The sequence below is a fragment of the Caulobacter sp. BE254 genome (genome assembly GCF_031457295.1).
Lineage (GTDB): Bacteria > Pseudomonadota > Alphaproteobacteria > Caulobacterales > Caulobacteraceae > Caulobacter.
This window is the reverse complement of sequence record NZ_JAVDWJ010000002.1, coordinates 354,165-373,447: the sequence shown is the minus strand read 5'-3', so window position 1 is coordinate 373,447 and position 19,283 is coordinate 354,165. Positions and strand designations below refer to the sequence as shown.

General features: G+C 68.4%; 20 protein-coding genes. 18 read left to right on the top strand and 2 right to left on the bottom strand.

Features of this window, described 5'->3' with window-relative positions; translation table 11 throughout:
• Nucleotides 1-1,032: 1,032 nt before the first annotated feature.
• Both murJ and trpS read left to right on the top strand, forming a co-directional pair.
• Nucleotides 1,033-2,670, top strand: coding sequence for a murein biosynthesis integral membrane protein MurJ (gene murJ / locus J2X41_RS05870; protein ID WP_310080405.1), 1,638 nt, complete (start codon nt 1,033-1,035; stop codon nt 2,668-2,670).
• Nucleotides 2,671-2,960: 290 nt separating this feature from the next.
• Nucleotides 2,961-3,995, top strand: a complete 1,035-nt coding sequence (gene trpS, locus J2X41_RS05865; RefSeq protein ID WP_310080404.1) for a tryptophan--tRNA ligase — start codon at nt 2,961-2,963, stop codon at nt 3,993-3,995.
• Nucleotides 3,996-4,144: 149 nt separating this feature from the next.
• On the opposite strand, the gene J2X41_RS05860 is transcribed toward trpS, so the two are convergent.
• The gene (locus tag J2X41_RS05860) at nt 4,145-5,434 is read right to left on the bottom strand and encodes a cytochrome P450 (protein WP_310080403.1); all 1,290 of its coding nucleotides are present in this window, start codon (nt 5,432-5,434) and stop codon (nt 4,145-4,147) included.
• A 131-nt stretch (nt 5,435-5,565) separates the two neighbouring features.
• On the opposite strand from J2X41_RS05860, the gene J2X41_RS05855 reads away from it, so the two are divergent.
• The 15 genes from J2X41_RS05855 (at nt 5,566) to trmB (ending at nt 17,993) form a co-directional block, all read left to right on the top strand.
• Nucleotides 5,566-6,135, top strand: a complete 570-nt coding sequence (locus tag J2X41_RS05855) for a NifU family protein (RefSeq protein ID WP_028039699.1) — start codon at nt 5,566-5,568, stop codon at nt 6,133-6,135.
• 126 nt (nt 6,136-6,261) lie between these two features.
• Nucleotides 6,262-6,849, top strand: coding sequence for a malonic semialdehyde reductase (locus J2X41_RS05850; RefSeq protein WP_310080402.1), 588 nt, complete (start codon nt 6,262-6,264; stop codon nt 6,847-6,849).
• Nucleotides 6,850-7,035: 186 nt separating this feature from the next.
• Nucleotides 7,036-7,689: a DUF1131 domain-containing protein gene (locus tag J2X41_RS05845; protein ID WP_310080400.1), complete on the top strand. Its 654-nt coding sequence runs from the start codon at nt 7,036-7,038 to the stop codon at nt 7,687-7,689.
• Between the two features lie 4 nt (nt 7,690-7,693).
• Nucleotides 7,694-8,347 (top strand): DUF1131 domain-containing protein, encoded by a 654-nt coding sequence (locus J2X41_RS05840; protein WP_310080398.1) that lies wholly within the window; start codon nt 7,694-7,696, stop codon nt 8,345-8,347.
• Complete coding sequence (gene tsaB, locus J2X41_RS05835; RefSeq protein WP_310080396.1) at nt 8,344-8,985, top strand: tRNA (adenosine(37)-N6)-threonylcarbamoyltransferase complex dimerization subunit type 1 TsaB; 642 nt, start codon at nt 8,344-8,346, stop codon at nt 8,983-8,985. The genes J2X41_RS05840 and tsaB overlap by 4 nt, the downstream gene beginning before the upstream one ends.
• The gene (locus tag J2X41_RS05830; RefSeq protein WP_310080395.1) at nt 8,982-9,434 is read left to right on the top strand and encodes a GNAT family N-acetyltransferase; all 453 of its coding nucleotides are present in this window, start codon (nt 8,982-8,984) and stop codon (nt 9,432-9,434) included. Before tsaB ends, J2X41_RS05830 begins: the two co-directional genes overlap by 4 nt.
• Before the next feature lie 61 nt (nt 9,435-9,495).
• Nucleotides 9,496-9,903, top strand: a complete 408-nt coding sequence (locus tag J2X41_RS05825) for a Fur family transcriptional regulator (protein WP_310080392.1) — start codon at nt 9,496-9,498, stop codon at nt 9,901-9,903.
• Between the two features lie 180 nt (nt 9,904-10,083).
• Entirely contained in the window at nt 10,084-11,436 is a 1,353-nt protein-coding gene (gene miaB / locus J2X41_RS05820) for a tRNA (N6-isopentenyl adenosine(37)-C2)-methylthiotransferase MiaB (RefSeq protein ID WP_310080390.1), read from the top strand.
• Nucleotides 11,433-12,377, top strand: coding sequence for a PhoH family protein (locus J2X41_RS05815; RefSeq protein WP_310080388.1), 945 nt, complete (start codon nt 11,433-11,435; stop codon nt 12,375-12,377). Before miaB ends, J2X41_RS05815 begins: the two co-directional genes overlap by 4 nt.
• An 18-nt stretch (nt 12,378-12,395) precedes the next feature.
• Complete coding sequence (gene ybeY, locus J2X41_RS05810; protein ID WP_310080730.1) at nt 12,396-12,854, top strand: rRNA maturation RNase YbeY; 459 nt, start codon at nt 12,396-12,398, stop codon at nt 12,852-12,854.
• Between the two features lie 12 nt (nt 12,855-12,866).
• Nucleotides 12,867-13,793, top strand: coding sequence for a hemolysin family protein (locus tag J2X41_RS05805; protein ID WP_310080386.1), 927 nt, complete (start codon nt 12,867-12,869; stop codon nt 13,791-13,793).
• Complete coding sequence (gene lnt / locus J2X41_RS05800) at nt 13,790-15,373, top strand: apolipoprotein N-acyltransferase (RefSeq protein WP_310080384.1); 1,584 nt, start codon at nt 13,790-13,792, stop codon at nt 15,371-15,373. Before J2X41_RS05805 ends, lnt begins: the two co-directional genes overlap by 4 nt.
• 53 nt (nt 15,374-15,426) lie before the next feature.
• Entirely contained in the window at nt 15,427-15,861 is a 435-nt protein-coding gene (locus J2X41_RS05795) for a helix-turn-helix domain-containing protein (RefSeq protein WP_404979876.1), read from the top strand.
• 113 nt (nt 15,862-15,974) lie between these two features.
• Nucleotides 15,975-17,198, top strand: a complete 1,224-nt coding sequence (metK, locus tag J2X41_RS05790) for a methionine adenosyltransferase (protein ID WP_310080382.1) — start codon at nt 15,975-15,977, stop codon at nt 17,196-17,198.
• A gap of 114 nt (nt 17,199-17,312) precedes the next feature.
• Nucleotides 17,313-17,993, top strand: coding sequence for a tRNA (guanosine(46)-N7)-methyltransferase TrmB (gene trmB / locus J2X41_RS05785; RefSeq protein WP_310080380.1), 681 nt, complete (start codon nt 17,313-17,315; stop codon nt 17,991-17,993).
• 141 nt (nt 17,994-18,134) lie between these two features.
• Here trmB and ppa read toward each other — a convergent pair whose 3' ends face one another.
• The gene (gene ppa / locus J2X41_RS05780; RefSeq protein WP_028039714.1) at nt 18,135-18,668 is read right to left on the bottom strand and encodes an inorganic diphosphatase; all 534 of its coding nucleotides are present in this window, start codon (nt 18,666-18,668) and stop codon (nt 18,135-18,137) included.
• Between the two features lie 130 nt (nt 18,669-18,798).
• On the opposite strand from ppa, the gene J2X41_RS05775 reads away from it, so the two are divergent.
• A complete protein-coding gene (locus J2X41_RS05775; RefSeq protein ID WP_310080377.1) occupies nt 18,799-19,257 on the top strand; it encodes a hypothetical protein in 459 nt (152 codons plus the stop codon).
• Nucleotides 19,258-19,283 lie beyond the last annotated feature (26 nt).

The window sequence follows — 19,283 nt, the reverse complement described above, 5'->3', positions numbered from 1 at the left end:
TCCGGCGCTGAAGTCCCGTGGCGCCGCGGATGGCGTTGGGGACATGCACTCACCCGCAGGCCGAGGATCGATCCGCGACGCCTTGCCGTGAGAGCACGTCCCCGGCTTGCGCTCGGCGTTCAGCGAACAAACCCTCACGATTTCAACGCCCTGAACTTTTTCGACCCGATTTGATCCCCACTCTTCCAGACCGGCCGTATCCTGACCTCACCTGAAGGCACGGGGAGGGCGCACGTACGGCGACCGATGCGGCTCTCAGGGGTGGTCGAGCGGGAAGCGTTTGTCGGTGGTCTTCGGTGACAACCTTTCGCGACGGTTCTGGGCAGGTTCTCCTTAGTCGAGACGAAACCCAGGCGGCGGAGGATCGGCAAGCGCAACAGGCATGGGCTGAAATCGCCCGTGCGGTCCAGGACGGAGCCAACGTCCTGCCCGTCGGGGGCCTCCATCGGAGCGGGTTAAAAATCCGCGACCCGAAGGCTTCCGGATAACGGCCGCGCGAAGCGCCTGCACTTCGTCGAAACGGTACAAAACATCAAAGCTACTCCGGGCGAGGCCCGGGCGCTTCGCACCCTTCCCATCAAGCTCAGCGGGGGTCCGCGTGAGGCGGCGAAGCCGTGCACTCAAGATCCTCCCCCTGTGGGGGAGGTGTCGGCGAAGCCGACGGTGGGGGGAGTGATCGGCCGATGACCAGATTCTGGATCGACGACCCTAAAACTCCCCCCACCGATCGCTGCGCGATCGCCTCCCCCACAGGGGCAGGGGTATCGCATATGGATTCGTCCTATCGAGAGCCCGCGTTGGATCGAGGCAAGCTCTACCAAAAGGCGAACAAAACGAATCCAAACAGACTCACGAGCCTGCCTTTTTGGTCTCGATTGGACGCACGGCTCAGGCCGTCCACCTTTCGTTCTTCATATGCGATAGCCCTGCCCACAGGGGGAGGGTCTGATCGGACGGCCCTGCACCGAAAATCCTCGGCTCCTGCCGCGCCGCTCGCTTGACGGTCTCCCGTTCAGCCCCCAGAAGCCATGCGTGACCGATATCGCGCCCCCCGAAAAGCCCGCCCAGACGCCCGACCAGCCCAGGAAGGCCGGCGGCCTGCTGAAGTCGTCGGCGATCTATTCCGGCCTGACCCTGGTCAGCCGGTTCATGGGCTTCGCCCGCGACCTGGCGGTCTCGTACCGCATGGGGGCCAGCGCCACCCCAGCCGCCGACGCCTACAACGCCGCCCTGGCCTTTCCCAACCTGTTCCGCCGGTTCTTCGCCGAGGGGGCCTTCGCCGCCGCCTTCGTGCCGGCCTACGCCAAGTCGCTGCAGCGCGACGGCGAGGAAACGGCCGACATCCTGGCCGCCGACGCCATGGCCACCCTGGCGGCCTCGACCATCGTCATCACTCTCGTCTGCCAGCTGGCCATGCCCTGGCTGATGATGCTGATCAGCCCCGGCTTCGGCTGGGGCACCGAGAAGTACAAGCTGGCGGTGCTGCTGACCCAGATCACCATGCCCTACCTGCCGTGCATGGCCATCGTCGCCCACCTGTCGGGGGTGCTGAACGCCCGCGACCGCTTCGTGCTGTCGGCCGGCGCGCCGATCCTGCTGAACATCGCCACCCTGGTCTTCATCCTGCCCCAGACCACCGCCGTCGGCGCCGCCACCTGGGGCTCGGCCGGGGTGATCGTCGCCGGCGTCGCCCAGGCGGCCCTGCTGACCTGGGGCGTCAACAAGTCCGGCGCCAAGGTCCACTGGCGGCTGCCGCGCCTGACGCCGGAGGTGCGCGCGCTGATCGGCAAGGCCATTCCCGGGGCCCTGGCGGCCAGCGCCACCCAGGTCAACATCTTCATCTCCGGCAACCTGGCCAGCCATGTGCCCGGCGGCCGCTCGTGGCTGGCCACCGCCGACCGGCTGTACCAGCTGCCGCTGGGCCTGGTGGGCGTGGCCATCGGCGTGGCGCTGCTGCCGCGGCTGTCGCGGGCCGTCAACACCAGCGACCGGCAGGACGCGCAAAGCGCCATGGACCAGGCCATTACCCTGGCCATGGCCCTGACCATCCCGGCCGCCGCGGCCCTGGTGGCCATGCCCGGCTTCCTGTCGGACGCCCTCTACACCCGCGGCCAGTTCACCAGCTTCGACGCCAGCCAGACGGCCTCGGCCCTGCTGTTCTACGGCCTGGGCACCCCGGCCTTCGTGCTGCAGCAACTGTACTCCCGAGCCTTCTTCGCCCGCGGCGACACCAAGAGCCCGATGCGCTTCGCCCTGGTTTCGGTGGCCATGAACATCGGCCTGGGCATCCTGCTGTTCAAGCTGGTCGGGGTGAAGGGCATCGCCGCCGCCACGGCGGTGGCCTCGTGGATCAATGTCGGCCAGATGGCCTTCGGCCTGTCGCGCCAGGGCCACTACAACCCCTCGCTCCAGACCTGGTCGCGGGTCGGCCGGATCCTGGCGGCCAGCGTCGTGATGGGCGGGGTGCTGGCGGCGGCTTCGCACTGGCGGCCGCTGATCGAGGCGCCGCTGCGCGAGCTGGGCCTGCGCGGCCACACCCTGGGGGCCAAGGAGTTCGCCCTGCTGCTGACCGTGCTGGTCGGCGCGGCGCTGTACCCGCCGCTGGTCTTCCTGTTCGGCGGGGTGACCCCGTCGGAGCTGAAGGGCGTGCTCAAGCGGGGCAAGGCCTAGGGACCTTGGTCCGCCGCATCACCAATTCGTTGTCATCCCGGAAGCTCCGCAGGGGCTGTCCGGGACGGGGACCGGGCTGACGCCCTGCCGTTCACCTGGGTCCCGGACAAGCGCTGCGCGCTTTCCGGGATGACAACCTTTGTCCAGCCCGGTAACCAGCATCCATGGCTTCGATCGGTTCTTCCGCGCCGCGATGGCGCAGCTTTCCTTGACCCGTTCCGCCGCGTCCCGCACGCGGCTCGCGCTTCCGCGCCACCGCCATGCCCGTTTCAAGTTCCAAGGCTGAAGCCATGACCGACCACACCCCCGTTCCCTATGCGGGCCCGACCCGCGTGCTCTCCGGCGTCCAGCCGTCCGGCGCCCTGCACCTGGGCAACTACCTCGGCGCCCTGGTGAAGTTCGCCCGGCTGCAGCACGAGATGGACACCTTCATCTTCGTGGCCGACCTGCACGCCATCACCGTCTGGCAGGACCCGGCCCTGCTGGCCCAGCAGACCCGCGAGATCGCCGCCGCCTACCTGGCCGCGGGCCTGGACCCGGCCAAGGCCACGATCTTCCCGCAGTCGGCGGTGCGCGAGCATTCCGAACTGGCCTGGATCTTCCAGTGCGTGGCCCGCCTGGGCTGGCTGGACCGCATGACCCAGTTCAAGGAGAAGAGCGGCAAGCACAAGGAGCGCTCCAGCGTCGGCCTCTACACCTATCCGGTGCTGCAGGCCGCCGACATCCTGGTCTACAAGGCCACCCACGTGCCGGTCGGCGAGGACCAGAAGCAGCACCTGGAGCTGACCCGCGACATCGCCGGCAAGTTCAACCACGACTTCGGCGTGCAGGGCTTCTTCCCCCAGCCCGAGCCGCTGATTCAGGGGCCGGGCGCGCGGATCATGAGCCTGCGCGACGGGACGGCCAAGATGAGCAAGTCCGACCCGTCGGACTACAGCCGCATCAACCTGACCGACGACGCCGACGCCATCGCCACCAAGGTCAAGAAGGCCCGCACCGACCCGGAACCGCTGCCGGAGACCCTGGAAGAGCTGGCCGCCCGTCCCGAGGCCGACAACCTGGTCGGCATCTTCGCGGCGCTGGCGGGGCGGACCAAGGCCGAGGTGCTGGCCGAGTACGCGGGCAAGGGCTTCGGAACCTTCAAGCCGGCCCTGGCCGAACTGGCGGTCGAGAAACTGGCCCCGGTCGGCGAGACCATGCGCCACTTCCTGGCTGACCCGACCGAGATCGACCGTATCTTGAAAGCCGGCGCCGAGCGAGCGAGCGAGGTCGCCGCGCCGACGGTGGCCGACGTGAAGAAGCTGGTGGGGTTCTGGGGGGCCTGACCTTACACCTTCTCCCAGAGGGAGAAGGAGGGGCCCGCGCCGTAGGCGTGGGAGGATGAGGGGTTACACCGGCGGCCGGCGTGCCGGCACGCCGTCAACCGTTCCTAACCCCTCTCCCTCCCATGCTTCGCATGGGCCCCTCCCTCTCCCTATGGGAGAGGGTTTCTCTGAGGAATCCGCACCGGCAAGCTCTCATAGCCCTTCACGAAGCTGGAATAGACCCGCTTGGGTTCGCCCATCACCTCGATCTTCGGGAAGCGCTTGAGGATCTCCTCCCAGATGATCTTCAGCTGCAGCTCGGCCAGGCGGTTGCCGACGCAGCGGTGGATGCCGAAGCCGAACGACAGGTGGCGGCGGGCTTGCGGGCGGTCGATCAGGAAGGCGTTCGGGTTCTCGATCACCGTCTCGTCGCGGTTGCCCGAGACGTACCACATCACGACCTTGTCGCCCTTCTTGATGGTCTTGCCCGACAGCTCGAAGTCCTCGATCGCCGTGCGGCGCATATAGGCCAGCGGCGTCTGCCAGCGGATGATCTCCGAGACCATGTTGGGGATCAGCGACGGGTCGGCCCGCAGCTTGGCCTCCTCCGCCGGGTTCTGGCTCAGGGCCAGCAGGCCGCCGGTGATCGAGTTGCGGGTGGTGTCATTGCCGCCGACGATCAGCAGCAGGATGTTCCCCAGATATTCGAACGGCGGCATGTTCCGCGTCGCCTCGCCGTGGGCCAGCATCGAGATCAGGTCGTTTCCCGGCTCGGTGGAATTGACCCGCTGGTTCCACAGCTCGGTGAAATAGGCCAGGCACTCCAGCAGTTCGGCCCGGCGCTGGTCCTCGCTGTCGACGATGCCGGCTCCGGGCACAGCGGTGGTGACGTCGGACCAGCGGGTCAGCTTGCGGCGCTCCTCCCAGGGAAAGTCGAACAGGGTGGCCAGCATCTGGGTGGTCAGCTCGATCGACACCTTGTCGACCCAGTCGAAGGTCTCGCCGATCGGCAGGTCGTCGAGGATCCCGCCCACTCGCTCGCGGATCGTGCCTTCCAGCAGCGCCAGGTTCACCGGCGAGACGATCGGGCTGACGGTCTTGCGCTGGATGTCGTGCTTGGGCGGGTCCATGGCGATGAACATCGGCAGGACGAAGTCCTCGTCGAAGTTGCGGATTGTGATGCCGCCGAAGCTGGAATCCGACGAGAACACCTGATGCGTCGTGTCGACCGTCATGATGTCGGCATAGCGGGTGATCGACCAGTAGGGGCCGTATTCGCCGTGGGCGCAGTAGTGAACCGGGTCCTCGGCCCGCAGGCGCTCGAAATAGGGCCAGTGGGCGTCGGCCTGGAACAGGGCGGGATCGGCGACGTCGATCTGCTCCAGGGGCATGGCGTAGGCCTTGGCCCGCGCCGCGTCCTTCTGGGCGTCGCCCGACAGGTCGATGGCTCCGTCGCTCATGGCGACCTCCCTGAAACATCTGTTTTGACGATGGAGCCACAAGCCGGCAGCTTTGTCACGATGACGCAAGCGGCGCCCCGCCGCAGGTCCGGCCTCTTGTCTTGCGAGGCTCTCGGGTCCATCTCTCCGCCATGTTCATCCAGACCGAAACCACGCCCAACCCCGAGGTCCTGAAGTTCCTGCCCGGCCGCGAAGTGCTGGGAGAGGGCGCGCGGGAGTTCAAGACGATGGAGGAGGGCGACGCCTCGCCCCTGGCCGAGGCCCTGTTCCGCCTCGGCGACGTCAACCGCGTGTTCTTCGGTCCGGACTTTCTCACCGTGACCAAGGCCGAGGGCGCCGAATGGCCGCACCTGAAGGCGCCGATCCTGGCCGCCATCATGGACCACTTCACCAGCGGCCGTCCCCTGCTGCTGGACCAGGTCGAGAGCGGCCACGACGAGGACGGCGTCTACGACGAGGAAACCTCGCAGATCGTCGCCGAGATCAAGGACCTGCTCGACACCCGCATCCGCCCGGCCGTGGCCCAGGACGGCGGCGACATCGTGTTCAGCAAGTTCGAGCCGGCCACCGGCGTGGTCTGGCTGCACATGCGCGGCGCCTGCTCGGGCTGCCCGTCGTCGTCGGCCACGCTGAAGGCCGGGGTCGAGAACATGCTCAAGCACTATGTGCCGGAAGTGACCCGGGTCGAGCAGACGCTCTAGCCCCGAACCGGCCTTCGCGCGTGCGCGTGGAGACAAGGGAATACGCCTGCGGTGTCTTGCCAGCGCGTTTCGGCGACCTTATTGTAACTGTATAAGTTGCAATTATATCGCCCATAAGGATCGCTGATGGCCAAGCTCGCCGACACGGCTCTCGACCAACTGTTCACCAAGGCCCGCACGCGCAACGGCTGGAGCGACCAGCCCATCCCCGAACCGGTGCTGCGCGAGCTGTACGACCTGGTGAAGTTCGGCCCGACCGCGGCCAACACCACCCCGGCGCGTTTCCTGTTCCTGCAGAGCCCCGAAGCCAAGGCCAGACTGGCGGCGCTGTCGTCGGGCTCGAACGGTCCGAAGATCCTCAAGGCCCCGGTCACCGTCATCGTCGGCTACGACCTGGACTTCCCCGAGACCCTGGATCGCCTGTTCCCCAACGCCCCGGGCGCCAAGCACTGGTTCGGCGATCCCGTGGCCAAGGAGGTCGGCGCCCTGCGCAACAGCTCGCTGCAAGGCGGCTATTTCATCCTGGCGGCCCGGGCCCTGGGCCTGGACGTCGGCCCGATGTCGGGCTTCGACAACGCCGCCGTCGACAAGGAATTCTTCGCCGGCACCAACATCAAGTCGAACTTCATCGCCTCGATCGGCTACGGCACGGAAGAAAACCTGTTCCCGCGCAACCCGCGCCTGGACTTCGAGGAAGCCGCGAAGATCCTCTGATCCAGCCTCGAGCACCCAAAAGGTTGTCATCCCGGAAAGCGCGTAGCGCTTGTCCGGGATCCAGGGGCGGTCGCACCGCTTTTGCCCAGTCCCCTGGGTCCCGGCTCTACGCTTCGCTTCGGCCGGGATGACAACTTCTTTGTGCACCTGATGCACATATCGGCGACCCGGTGCTAGAACCGCCCCATGACCCAGCGCCTCGCCCTGATCGCCGCCCCGCTGCTGCTGCTCGCCGCCTGCGGCCCCGCCAAGCAAGCCGACACCGCCGCGCCGCCGGCCGCCGCGGGCGGTTCGGAGGTCCCGAAGTCCGGACCGGTCGCCATCGCCGTCACGCCCTATGTCGACGGGCCGCTGCACGTGCGCGCCGACGGCGTGGGCCCGATCACCGGCGAGACGGCCTTCGACCTGGCGACCATCAAGGCCCTGTTCCCCAAGGCGGTGGTCAAGAGCGCCTTCATCCACACTGGCGAGGGCCCGCCCGGACCGATCATCACCGTCGAGCAGGACAACGTCCCGCTGCTGGAGATCGGCAAGGGCGTCGAGGGCGGCATCGGCGAGATCCGTCTGGCCGGCGGGCCTGTCGAGGGTCCCAAGGGCGAAGCCCTTCTCGGAAAATGGGCCGATCTCGGTTTCGACATCGCCCAGTGCCGGGCCGGCGAGGGCCGCACCGTCAACCAGACGGTCTGCGTGCGCCCCGAGGCCCCGACCGTGTCCTACGTGTTCGGCGTCCCCGGCTGGACCCAGGGCGGCCTGCCGCCGGTCGAGGCCCTGAAGGCCAAGGGCCAGCTGAACGAATTCGTCTGGCGCCCGGCCGAGAAGGCCGCCGTCGGCGCGGCCTGATCCGATGCTCCGACCGCTGATCCTCGCCGTCCCGCTGCTGGTCCTGGCCGCCTGCGGACCGGCCGACAAGCCCGCCGGCTCCCAGGCCGCGGCGCCCGCGAGCGCCGCGGCTTCCGTCATGGTGACGCGTCAGGACGCGTCCGGCGCCGTCGACCGCTTCACGCCCTACGGGGGCGGCCCGCTGATGCTGGACGAGTTCTCGGTCGGCCCGGTCATGGCCCAGACCGACTTCTCGCTCGACGCCATCAAGCCCCGCTTTCCGAAAGCGGTGGTGAAAGCCGCCTTCCTGCATCAGGGCTCGGGCGAACCGACGCCGATCATCACGGTCGAGCAGGGCGGCGGCGCGATCGAGATCCAGGGCAATCCCGGCACGACCAAGGTCGGCGACATCCGCGTCGCCGGCGGCTCTCCTCAAGGGCCGCGCGGCGAGACCCTCGGCATGAAATGGGCCGACGCCGGCATGGACTATCCGCGCTGCTGGGCGGGCAAGGATCGCGACGTCCACGCGGTGATCTGCACCCAGCCCGGCGAGCCGGTGCTGCGCTACGTGTTCGGCGTCCCCGGCTGGACGCAGGAGGCCATGCCGCCTGAAGCGACGCTGCGCGACAAGGCCGTGCTGCGTGAGTTCCTCTGGCGCGGCGGAGCGCCAACCCAATGATCCTCGCCCTCGACACCTGCCTGGGCGCCAGCTCGGTGGCGATCCTGGACGGCGACAGCGTCCGCGCCGCCCGCAGCGAGCCGATGACCCGCGGTCACCAGGAACGCATCGCCGTCCTGGCCCGGGAGGTCGCCGCCGAGGCCGGCGTGAAGTTCTCCGGCCTGACCCGGATCGCCGTCACGGTCGGTCCCGGCTCGTTCACCGGCCTGCGGGTCGGGCTGTCGTTCGCCAAGGGCCTCGCCACGGCCCTGTCGATCCCCTGCGTCGGCGTCAACACGCTGGAGGCCCTGGCCGCCTCGGCGAACGCGACAGGCCTGGCAGCCGGGGTGCTCGACGCTAAGATGGGTCAGGTCTACCTGCAGGTGTTCGACGGCGGAAAGGCGCTGATGGCCCCCGACGCCCTGGAGGTCGGGGTCGCCGCCGCGCGCCTGGCCGAGCTCTGGTCCGGCGGCCCGGTCACCCTGGTCGGCTCGGGCGCGCCGCTGGTCGCCGACGTCCTGCCCGGCGCGACCGTGCTGACGCCGGCCTATGCCGACCCCGTCGCCGTCGCCCGCCTGGCCGCCGCCAGGCCCGCGCCCGGCCATTCGCCCCGGCCGCTTTATCTGCGCGCGCCCTACGCCGTGGCGCCGGCGGCATGATCCTGCGTCCCGTCGGGCTGGAAGCCTGCTTCACCCTGGCTGACCTGCACGACCGCGCCTTCGATCGGCCCTGGTCGGCCGAGGAATTCGAGACCCTGCTCAAGGGCCCCGGCGTCTTCGCCGTGCTGGGCGAGGCGGGCGAGCCCGGGGAGGCCAAGGGCTTCATCCTGTGCCGGGCCATCGCCGGCGAGGCCGAGATCCTGACCGTGGCGGTCGATCCAGCCGCCCGCCGTCGCGGCTGGGGCGCGGCCCTGGTCGAGATGGCCGCCGGGATCGCCCGGGAGGCCGCCGCCTTCGAGATGTTCCTGGAGGTCGCGGCCGACAATGTCGCGGCGATCGGGCTCTACCAGACCGCCGGTTTCGGCCGCGTCGGCTTGAGAAAAGGCTATTATCCCCACCCGGATGGGGCCAAGGACGCGGTGGTGATGCGTCGGGTGCTTAACAGCTAACGCCCAAGCCCCTATCTTGCCCGCGAATCTGGCTTGGATTCATCTTTCCGGAGACGCCGCCGTGGACCGCCTCGAGAAGCTTTGCATCGATAAGGGCATGCGCATGACCGACCAGCGTCGGGTCATCGCCCGCGTGCTGTCGGCGGCCGACGACCATCCGGACGTCGAGGAACTGCACCGCCGCGCCCACGCCGTGGATCCGCACATCTCGATCGCCACCGTCTATCGGACCGTGCGGCTGTTCGAGGAAAGCGGCATCATCGAGCGCCACGACTTCCGCGACGGCCGCTCGCGCTACGAAGAGACCCCCGACCATCACCACGACCACCTGATCGACATGAAGACCGGCAAGGTCGTCGAGTTCGTGGACGAGGAGATCGAGGCCCTGCAGAACGCCATCGCCCGCAAGCTGGGCTACAAGCTGGTGGACCACCGGCTGGAACTTTACGGGGTTCCGATCGAGGAGTGACGTCACTCTAGCCCTCCCCCTGTGGGGGAGGCGGCGCGAAGGCGCCGGTGGGGGGAATAGACCCACATCAGCAAACTCCCCTTTCCGTCGGCTTCGCCGACACCTCTCCCACGGGAAGGGGCTATGAGGTGTGGCGCCGACGACCTTGCGCGTTAACGCCCTCGCGCCCATAACGCCCCGATGAGCGAGACCCCGCAAAAGCGCCTCTATATCAAGACCTACGGCTGTCAGATGAACGTCTATGACAGCGAGCGCATGGCCGATGTCCTGCGTCCGCTGGGCTATGGCGTGGTCGATGATCCCGAAGGGGCCGATCTGGTGGTGCTCAACACCTGCCACATCCGCGAGAAGGCCACCGAGAAGGTCTATTCGGAACTGGGCTACATCAAGCAGATGAAGGGCCGCAAGGCCGAGGCCGGCGGCCAGATGACCATCGCCGTGGCCGGCTGCGTGGCCCAGGCCGAGGGCCAGGAGATCATGCGTCGCCAGCCGGCGGTCGACCTGGTGGTCGGGCCCCAGGCCTATCATCAGCTTCCCGAGCTGATCGCCCGCGCCCATCGGGCCACCGGCGAGCGCCTGAGCGCCGACTTCGCCGCCGACGAGAAGTTCGACGCCCTGCCGGCCGAGCGCCAGGTCAACGGCGTCAGCGCCTTCCTGACCGTGCAGGAGGGCTGCGACAAGTTCTGCACCTTCTGCGTGGTGCCCTACACCCGCGGCGGCGAGTGGTCGCGGCCGCCCGAGCAGATCGAGGACGAAGCCAAGCGCCTGGCCGACCAGGGCGTGCGCGAGGTCACCCTGCTGGGCCAGAACGTCAACGCCTATGACGGCGGCGGCTACACCTTGGCCAAGCTGGTGCGGCGACTGGCGAAGATCCCGGGCCTGGACCGCATCCGCTACACCACCAGCCACCCGCGAGACATGGGCGAGGACCTGATCGCCGCCCATGGCGAGCTGCCGGAGCTGATGCCCTATCTGCACCTGCCGGTGCAGGCCGGGTCGGACAAGATCCTCAAGGCCATGAACCGCGACCACACGGCCGAAAGCTATGTGCGCCTGATCGAGAAGATCCGGGCGGCGCGTCCGGATATCGCCATGAGCGGCGACTTCATCGTCGGCTTCCCCGGCGAGCGCGACGGCGATTTCGACAAGACCCTGGAGCTGGTCCGCGAGGTCGGCTTCGCCAGCGCCTTCTCGTTCAAATATTCGCGTCGTCCCGGCACGCCGGCCTCGGCCATGCCCGGCCAGGTCGACGAGGCGGTCAAGGCCGAGCGCCTGGACCGCCTCAACGCCCTGCTCGACCAGCAGCAGAAGGCCTTCAACGCCCTGCAGGCCGGCAAGGTCCTGCCGGTGCTGTTCGAGAAAAAAGGCCGCAACCCCGGTCAAATCGTCGGCCGCAGTCCCTATCTGCAGGCGGTCCACGCGGTGGGCCCCGACAGCCTGCTGGGCCAGATCGTTCCCGTCCGTATCGAGTCGTCGGCCAAGATGAGCCTGGGCGGCGTGCTCGAGAGCCAATCCCAGCTGGAGTCCGCTTGAGCCGCACGCCTGAGTTCCTGCCGCTGTCCGACACCGCCGTGCGCGCCGTTTCCGGCCCGAACGGCCGTCACGCCGCCCTGATCGAGGACGCCTTCAAGGTGCTGATCGAGACGCCGGGCGGCGGCGTCACCATCACCGGCGACGTCAAGGGCCGCTCCAGCGCCAAGCGGGCGATCGCCGCCCTGGCCGATCGCGCCGACGCCGACGACGAGGTGGTCGAGGCCGACGTGCGGGTGGCGGTGGGCGAGGCCCACAGCGCCGGCGGCCAGGCCTCGCCGCGGGCCGTGCGCAAGGGCAACGTCTCGCCCAAGACCAAGGGTCAGGCCCGCTACATGGAGGCCATGCTCAGCCATCCGCTGACCTTCGGCCTGGGTCCGGCCGGCACCGGCAAGACCTTCCTGGCCGTGGCCCATGGCGCGGGCATGCTGCTGCGCGGCGAGGTCGACCGGCTGATCGTCACCCGTCCGGCGGTCGAGGCTGGCGAGAAGCTGGGCTTTCTTCCCGGCGACCTCAACGAGAAGGTCGACCCCTACATGGCCCCGGTCTGGGAGGCCTTGACCGACATCATGGGCGCCGACCAACTTCGTCGTCGCAGGGACAAGCTGGAGATCGAGGTCGCCCCGATCGCCTTCATGCGCGGCCGCACCCTGGCCCATGCCTTCGTCATCGTCGACGAGGCCCAGAACTGCTCGCGCCTGCAGATGAAGATGGTCCTGACCCGGCTGGGCGAGGGCGCGCGGATGGTGGTGACGGGCGACCCGACCCAGGTCGACCTGCTGAACCCCCGGGATTCCGGCCTGGCCCATGCGGTGTCGATTCTGGAGGGCGTCGAGGGCGTGGCGGTGTCGCGCTTCACCTCGGCCGACGTGGTCCGCCACCCGCTGGTCGAGCGCATCGTCAAGGCCTATGACGCCGACGCCCTGCAGACCACGACCCGCTAGATGACCATGACCGTGGACATCGAGATCGAGGACGAGGCCTGGACCAGGGCCGAGCCCGAGGCCGAGGCCCTGGTCTGGCGCGCCGCCCAAGCGGTGCTGGACGCCCACGAGGACATCGAGGGCCAGGGCATCGTCATCCTTCTGGCCGACGACGACAGCGTCCAGGTCCTGAACCGCGACTTCCGCCAGAAGGACTACGCGACCAACGTCCTGTCCTTCCCTTCGCCGCCCAATCCGGAGGGACAGATCGGCGACATCGTCCTGGCGTTCGGGGTCTGCGCCCGCGAGGCGGCCGAGCAAGGAAAGCCTCTGGCGCACCACTTGCAACATCTGGTGGCGCACGGGGTGCTTCATCTCTTAGGATACGACCATCAGGACGACGCCGAGGCGCAGGCCATGGAAGCGTTCGAGCGCGAGATCCTCGCGGGCTTGGACATTCCCGACCCCTATGCCGAACCCGCGTCCCCAGAGGGATAACCAAGCCAGGGCATGCCCAGCGACGACCAGAGTTCCACGCCCGCCGGCCCGGCTCGCTTGAGCCGGGGCGTGCGGGCGTTCTTCCGCAAGATGCGCAAGGACCTCGCGGGCCGGGGCGTACCGGGCCTGGCCGAGGCCTCGCGTCCGGCCGACCCCGCCATGGTCCACGAGGTCGACATGGTCGACCAGGCCGAGGCGTTCCAGAGCCTGCGGGTGGCCGACGTGATGACCCCGCGCGCCGACATCGTGGCGGTCGAGGTCTCCACGACATTCGAGGCGGTGGTGGCCCAGTTCACCGAGGCCGAGCACTCGCGGATGCCCATCTATCGCGAGACGCTGGATGACCCGGTCGGGGTGGTCCACGTCAAGGACGTGTTCCGCCTGCTGGCCGACGACGACAAGCGTCCGGGCCCGACCGACCAGATCCTGCACCGGCTGCGGCGCGAGGCCCTGTACGTCCCGGCCTCGATGCGGGCCGCCGACCTGCTGCTGCGCATGCGCACCAGCCGCATCCACATGGCCCTGGTCATCGACGAGTTCGGCGGCACCGACGGGCTGGTGACCATGGAGGACCTGATCGAGGCGGTGGTCGGCGAGATCGACGACGAGCACGACGACGCCCAGGTCTCCAGCATCGTGGCCCGTCCCGGCGGCCTGTTCGAGGTCGACGCCCGCGCGCCGCTCGAGGACCTGGAGGCCGCCCTCGACCGTGACCTGGCCCCGCCCGACATGGAAGAGGACATCGACACCGTCGCCGGCCTGGTCGTGGCCCTGGCCGGCCGCGTGCCGCAGCGCGGCGAGGTGATAGCCCATCCGGCTGGCTTCGACCTGGAGGTCGTCGAGGCCGATCCGCGCCGCGTGCGCCGGATCCGCGTGCGTCCGGCCGTCGAGCTCGGCGCCGAGACGGCCGACCCGCCCGGTCGCATGGCTGCTTCGTGAACCTGCCGGCCCTGCCGAAGCTGACGCCGTGGCGCGCCCGGGGCCTGGCCTTGCTGGCCGGCCTCGCCGCCGCCCTGGCCCATCCGCCGTTCGGGATCCTGCCCGGCCTGCTGGGCTACGCCCTGCTGCTCTGGCTGCTGGACGCGATCGACGGTCCCCGGCCCTTGCGCGCGGCCTTCCTGCGCGGCTGGCTGACGGGGCTGTCCTATTTCGGCCTTTCCACCTGGTGGATCGCCGAGGCCTTCATGGTCGACGCCGCCAACCAGGGCTGGATGGCCCCGTTCGCGGTGGCCGCCATGGCCGCCGGCATGGCGCTGTTCTGGGGGCTGGCGGCGGTGCTCTACCGCCTGGTCCGCCCGCCCGGCGTGCGACGGGTGCTGGTGTTCGCCGGGGCCTTTGCGGCCCTGGAATGGACGCGCGGCCATATCCTGACCGGCTTTCCCTGGAACCTGCCCGGCGAGACCTGGCGGGCCGGTTCGGCCGTGTCGCAGGTCGCGGCCGTGGTCGGGGCCTACGGCCTGACCTGGATCACCCTGGCCGTCGCCGCGGCTCCGGCCGTCTGGCGCGACGGGCGTCGCGGCCGGATCGCGGTTGGCGCGGCCCTCGCCGGTCTGGCCGTGCTCTTCGCCGGCGGGTGGCTGCTGCGCGCCGCGCCGCCGCCGGCCGCCGGTCGGCCGCCGACGACCGTCCGCATCGTCCAGGCCGACATCCCGCAGGAATCCAAGTGGGACGAGCGACGGTTCGCCCAGATCGTCCAGGCCTATGTCTCGCTGACCGCCAGGCCCTACGCGGGCAAGCCCGCCGACATCGTCGTCTGGCCCGAGGGCGCCCTGCCGCTGGCGATCAACGACTACATGGTTCCCGGCAGCTGGGTGCGGCAGGCCATCGTCGACGCCCTGCGGCCCGGCCAGCTGATGCTGCTGGGCGGATATCGCTACGAGGGGACGCCCGACAAGCCGGTCTACTACAACAGCCTGGTCGCCCTCCGGCGGACGGCGAGCGACGTCGAGGTGGTCGGGATCTACGACAAGCACCGTCTGGTGCCGTTCGGCGAATACCTGCCGGCCGACGCCCTGATGACCCGGCTGGGCGTCAAGAGCATGGCCCACCTGGGCGACGGCTTCGCCACCGGTCCGGAGCCCCGCCCGCTGCGGATCGCCTCGGACCTGCTGGTCCAGCCGCTGATCTGCTACGAAAGCCTGTTCCCGCGCCTGGCCAAGCCCGTCCCGGGCGTGCGCGCCATCGTCAATGTCTCCAACGACGCCTGGTTCGGGGTGACGTCCGGACCGCTGCAGCATCTGAACCTGGCCAGCTACCGCGCCATCGAGACGGGCCTGCCCTTGATCCGCGCGACGCCTACCGGCGTCTCCGCCCTGATCGACGCCCAGGGACGAGTCTTGCCCGGCGCCCGCTTGAAACTTGGCGAATCAGGCGTGATCGACGGTAATGTCCCCAATGTCGGCTCGCCGACCCTGTTCTCCAGACTTGGGCATTGGCCGTTCGTGCTGCTGCTTTTGGTTTCATTTGCCGCCGCGATTCGCGTCCCAGGGGGTCGGGGCTTGGAAAAAGCCCCAAACTGAAACAGACAGGCTTCCAGATTATCCGTGGCTTTTCTCCCAGTGATTGAATCGGCATGAACACGACCCCTGACCAGGACCGCTCCCCCAACCCGATCGACCTGCACGTCGGCGCCCGCATCCGCATGCGGCGCAAGATTCTCGGCGTCAGCCAGGAGCGTCTGGCCGATGACCTGGGTCTGACCTTCCAGCAAGTGCAGAAGTACGAGCGCGGCGCCAACCGCGTTAGCGCTTCCAAGCTCTACGAGATCGCCAGGAGCCTGCAGTCGTCGGTCTCCTACTTCTTCGAAGGCCTGGCCGACCCGACCGACGTCGATGGTTTCGAGGAAAACGGCTCCGAGCAGTTCGTGCACGACTTCCTGATGACGCCGGAAGGCCTGGAGCTGGCCGCCCTGTTCCCGCGCATCGGCAAGTCCCGTGTCCGGCGGCGCATTCTCGACCTCGTCCGGTCGATGGCCGACGAGGTTGTCGAGGAAGAGTCGGAAGCCTGATCGGCGAAAGCGGGCTCGGGCGGCTTGCGGACATAAACATATCTTTATATGTTTGCGACCAAGTCCCTCGGGCAGACCGTCCGAGCGGGCGACGTCATGTCCGGAGCTGACCCTTGAGCCGTTCTTCCTACATCTTCACCAGCGAAAGCGTTTCCGAAGGCCATCCGGACAAGGTCGCCGACCGGATCAGCGACACCGTCGTGGACGCCTTCCTGAGCGTCGACCCCGAAGCGCGGGTCGCCTGCGAAACCCTGGTCACCACCAACCGCATCGTCCTGGCGGGCGAAGTGCGGGCCGGCAAGCCGGGCGGCGACAAGGCCGCCAACAAGGCGCTGACCAAGGACATCATCAAGTCGCTGGAGCCCAAGATCCGGGCCGCGATCAAGGACATCGGCTACGAGCAGAAGGGCTTCCACTGGCAAAAGGCCAAATACGCCTGCTACCTGCACGGCCAGTCGGCGCACATCGCCCAGGGCGTGGACGCCTCGGACAAGAAGGACGAAGGGGCCGGCGACCAGGGCATCATGTTCGGCTACGCCAGCACCGAGACCCCGGAGCTGATGCCGGCCACCCTGCAATACAGCCACAATATCCTCAGCCGCCTGGCCCAGCTGCGCCACTCGGGCGAGCTGTCGGCGCTGGAGCCCGACGCCAAGAGCCAGGTGACCCTGGAATATGACGGCGCCGGCAAGCCGGTCCGCGTGGTCTCGATCGTGGTCTCGCACCAGCATAAGAAGAAGATCGACGGCAAGGCCCCGACCAGCAAGCGGGTGCTCGACCTGCTCAAGCCGCACATCCTGCCGATCTTCCCGGATGGTCTGATCACCAAGAAGACCCAGTGGTTGGTCAATCCGACCGGTCGCTTCGAGATCGGCGGGCCGGACGGCGACGCCGGCGTCACCGGCCGCAAGATCATCGTCGACACCTACGGCGGCGCGGCCCCGCACGGCGGCGGCGCCTTCTCGGGCAAGGATCCGACCAAGGTCGACCGCTCGGCCGCCTATGCCTGCCGCTACCTGGCCAAGAACGTCGTGGCGGCCGGCCTGGCCGAGCGCTGCACGATCCAGATCGCCTACGCCATCGGCGTGGCCCAGCCCGTGTCGTTCCACGTCGACCTGCACGGCACCGGCAAGGTTGATCCGGCCCAGCTGGAAAAGCTGCTGCCGCAGCTGATCGGCGGCGCCACCCCGCGCTCGATCCGCGAGCACCTGCAGCTGAACAAGCCGATCTACGCCCGCACCGCCGCCTACGGCCACTTCGGCCGCACGCCGGACAACGAAGGCGGCTTCTCGTGGGAGAAGACCGACCTGGTGTCGGAGCTGAAGGGCCTGGCGTAAGCCTGGAAACACCTGGGGACAGGCGCATGCGCCTGTCCCCAACCGTTCAACGGGCCTCGATCCTCGGATCGGGGCCCGTTTTCATTTCGACTTCAAAGCTCTAAGACCCCGCCCATGACCCATCCCCAACAGCCCCATGGGCCGCTGCGCTCGTTCGGCCGCCTGAAGTCGCGCCCCGTCAAGCCGCGCCAGCAGGCCCTGCTCGACAGCCTGCTGCCGAAGATCGCCGTGCCGACCACGGCGTTCCAGCCCCGCGACCTGATGCCGGACGCCGCGGAAGTCTGGCTGGAGATCGGTTTCGGCGGCGGCGAGCACATGGCCGCTCAGGCCGGCAAGCGCCCCGACGTGCTGGTGATCGGGGCCGAGCCCTTCGTCAACGGCGTGGCCAGCGCCGTCCGCCATGTCGAGGAACAGGCGCTGGCCAATGTCCGCATCCACGAGGGCGACGCCCGCGACCTGGTCGGCTGGCTGCCCGACGCCAGCGTCGACCGCCTGTTCATCATGTTCCCCGACCCGTGGCACAAGGCCCGGCACAACAAGCGCCGCCTGATCCAGCCGGCCTTCGTGGCCGAGCTGGCGCGGGTGCTGAAGCCGGGCGCGGCCTTTCGCTTCGCCACCGACTGGGCCGACTACGCCGAGTGGACCGCCGAGCGGGTGCTGGCCGACCCGGCCTTCGGTTTCGCCGACGAGGCCGCCGACCGCAACGCCGCGCCGGCCGACCACGTGACCACCCGCTACGAGGAAAAGAAGCTGGGCGACTGCGCGCCGGTGTTTCTGGATTTCGTGAGGAAATAGAGACCTTTCCCTCTCCCTTGTGGGGAGGGTGGCCCCGAAGGGGTCGGGTGGGGTTTGATGAGTCAAAGGGACGGTGAAGCCCCACCCACCAGCTTCGCTGGTCCCCCCTCCCCATAAAGGGGAGGGAAGAATCTTTTTAACTCAGTAGGTCTCGTCGTGGCGCTTGATCGCCGTGCGGATCAGCTCGGCGGTCTCGTCCGGATCGGCCCAGCCGGTGATCTTGGTCGACTTGCCCTTTTCCAGGTCCTTGTAGTGCTGGAAAAAGTGGGCGATCTGCTCGGTCAGGATGGTCGGCAGGTCGCGCCAGCTGGACACGCCGGTGTAGAACGGGTGCAGCTTGTCGACTGGCACGGCCAGGATCTTTTCGTCCGAACCGGCCTCGTCGACCATCATCAGGGCGCCGATCGGGCGGCAGCGGATGATCGCGCCGGGCACCACCGGGGTCGGGCCCACGACCATGATGTCGGCCGGGTCGCCGTCGTCGGCCAGGGTGTGCGGGATGAAGCCGTAGTTGGCCGGATAGAACATCGCCGTGTGCAGGAACCGGTCGACCATCAGGGCGCCGCTGGCCTTGTCGATCTCGTACTTCACCGGCTCGCCGCCTTGCGGGATCTCGATGACGGCGTTCAGGTCGTACGGCGGGTTGACGCCGACGGCGATCTTGGAGAGGTCCATTGTGACTCTTCGTTTGGGATAGGTCCCGCGGGGAGGCGAGCCTGCGCGGGGGCGCTTATAGGCCACAAGTGCTGCACTGCGGAAGGGGCGGCGAGCTTGACCAGGGCTAAGGAAGGCTGAAACTAACCGGATGCCCCGGTTCTTCGCCATGACGATCCGCGTTTCGATCATCGCCTCAATGCTGGTTGGAGTGTCGGCCTGCGCTTCGGCCGGAGATGCGCCAATCGGCGGCAAGCCCGACAGCGTCCACTTGTTCTCCGAAGGCTATCTGCAGATGGTTGGCGCGACGGACACGACGGCCACACGAGGCGCCGACGGTGTCTGGCGTGTGACGACCGTCAGGGGCGTTCCGGAAAACTGGTCCAAGCCCACCGTTCACCGGCTGGGTCGCAAGCGAGCCAAGGCGCTTGAAGCCATTCTCGACAGTCCGTCATCCTACCTGGACGATCCTGGCCCGGATCCAAATGGCGTTTGCCTCGATCCGTGGTCGATGGACGTCGATTGGCTTTGGCGCTCGAAAGCGCACGCCTTCACCCAACAATGCGGCCCCTGGGGCGTCGCAGACAAGATCAGCGAGCTTTTGCGGTAGAGGGCGCGTCGAGACGGGGGCTTCCA

Bases quoted from the DNA above. Each gene is read 5' to 3' on its own strand.
- trpS (WP_310080404.1), top strand. From the start codon at position 2,961: ATGACCGACCACACCCCCGTTCCCTATGCGGGCCCGACCCGCGTGCTC.
- J2X41_RS05860 (WP_310080403.1), bottom strand. From the start codon at position 5,434: ATGAGCGACGGAGCCATCGACCTGTCGGGCGACGCCCAGAAGGACGCG.
- J2X41_RS05855 (WP_028039699.1), top strand. From the start codon at position 5,566: ATGTTCATCCAGACCGAAACCACGCCCAACCCCGAGGTCCTGAAGTTC.
- J2X41_RS05850 (WP_310080402.1), top strand. From the start codon at position 6,262: ATGGCCAAGCTCGCCGACACGGCTCTCGACCAACTGTTCACCAAGGCC.
- J2X41_RS05845 (WP_310080400.1), top strand. From the start codon at position 7,036: ATGACCCAGCGCCTCGCCCTGATCGCCGCCCCGCTGCTGCTGCTCGCC.
- J2X41_RS05840 (WP_310080398.1), top strand. From the start codon at position 7,694: ATGCTCCGACCGCTGATCCTCGCCGTCCCGCTGCTGGTCCTGGCCGCC.
- tsaB (WP_310080396.1), top strand. From the start codon at position 8,344: ATGATCCTCGCCCTCGACACCTGCCTGGGCGCCAGCTCGGTGGCGATC.
- J2X41_RS05830 (WP_310080395.1), top strand. From the start codon at position 8,982: ATGATCCTGCGTCCCGTCGGGCTGGAAGCCTGCTTCACCCTGGCTGAC.
- miaB (WP_310080390.1), top strand. From the start codon at position 10,084: ATGAGCGAGACCCCGCAAAAGCGCCTCTATATCAAGACCTACGGCTGT.
- J2X41_RS05805 (WP_310080386.1), top strand. From the start codon at position 12,867: ATGCCCAGCGACGACCAGAGTTCCACGCCCGCCGGCCCGGCTCGCTTG.
- J2X41_RS05795 (WP_404979876.1), top strand. From the start codon at position 15,427: ATGAACACGACCCCTGACCAGGACCGCTCCCCCAACCCGATCGACCTG.
- trmB (WP_310080380.1), top strand. From the start codon at position 17,313: ATGACCCATCCCCAACAGCCCCATGGGCCGCTGCGCTCGTTCGGCCGC.
- ppa (WP_028039714.1), bottom strand. From the start codon at position 18,668: ATGGACCTCTCCAAGATCGCCGTCGGCGTCAACCCGCCGTACGACCTG.
- J2X41_RS05775 (WP_310080377.1), top strand. From the start codon at position 18,799: ATGCCCCGGTTCTTCGCCATGACGATCCGCGTTTCGATCATCGCCTCA.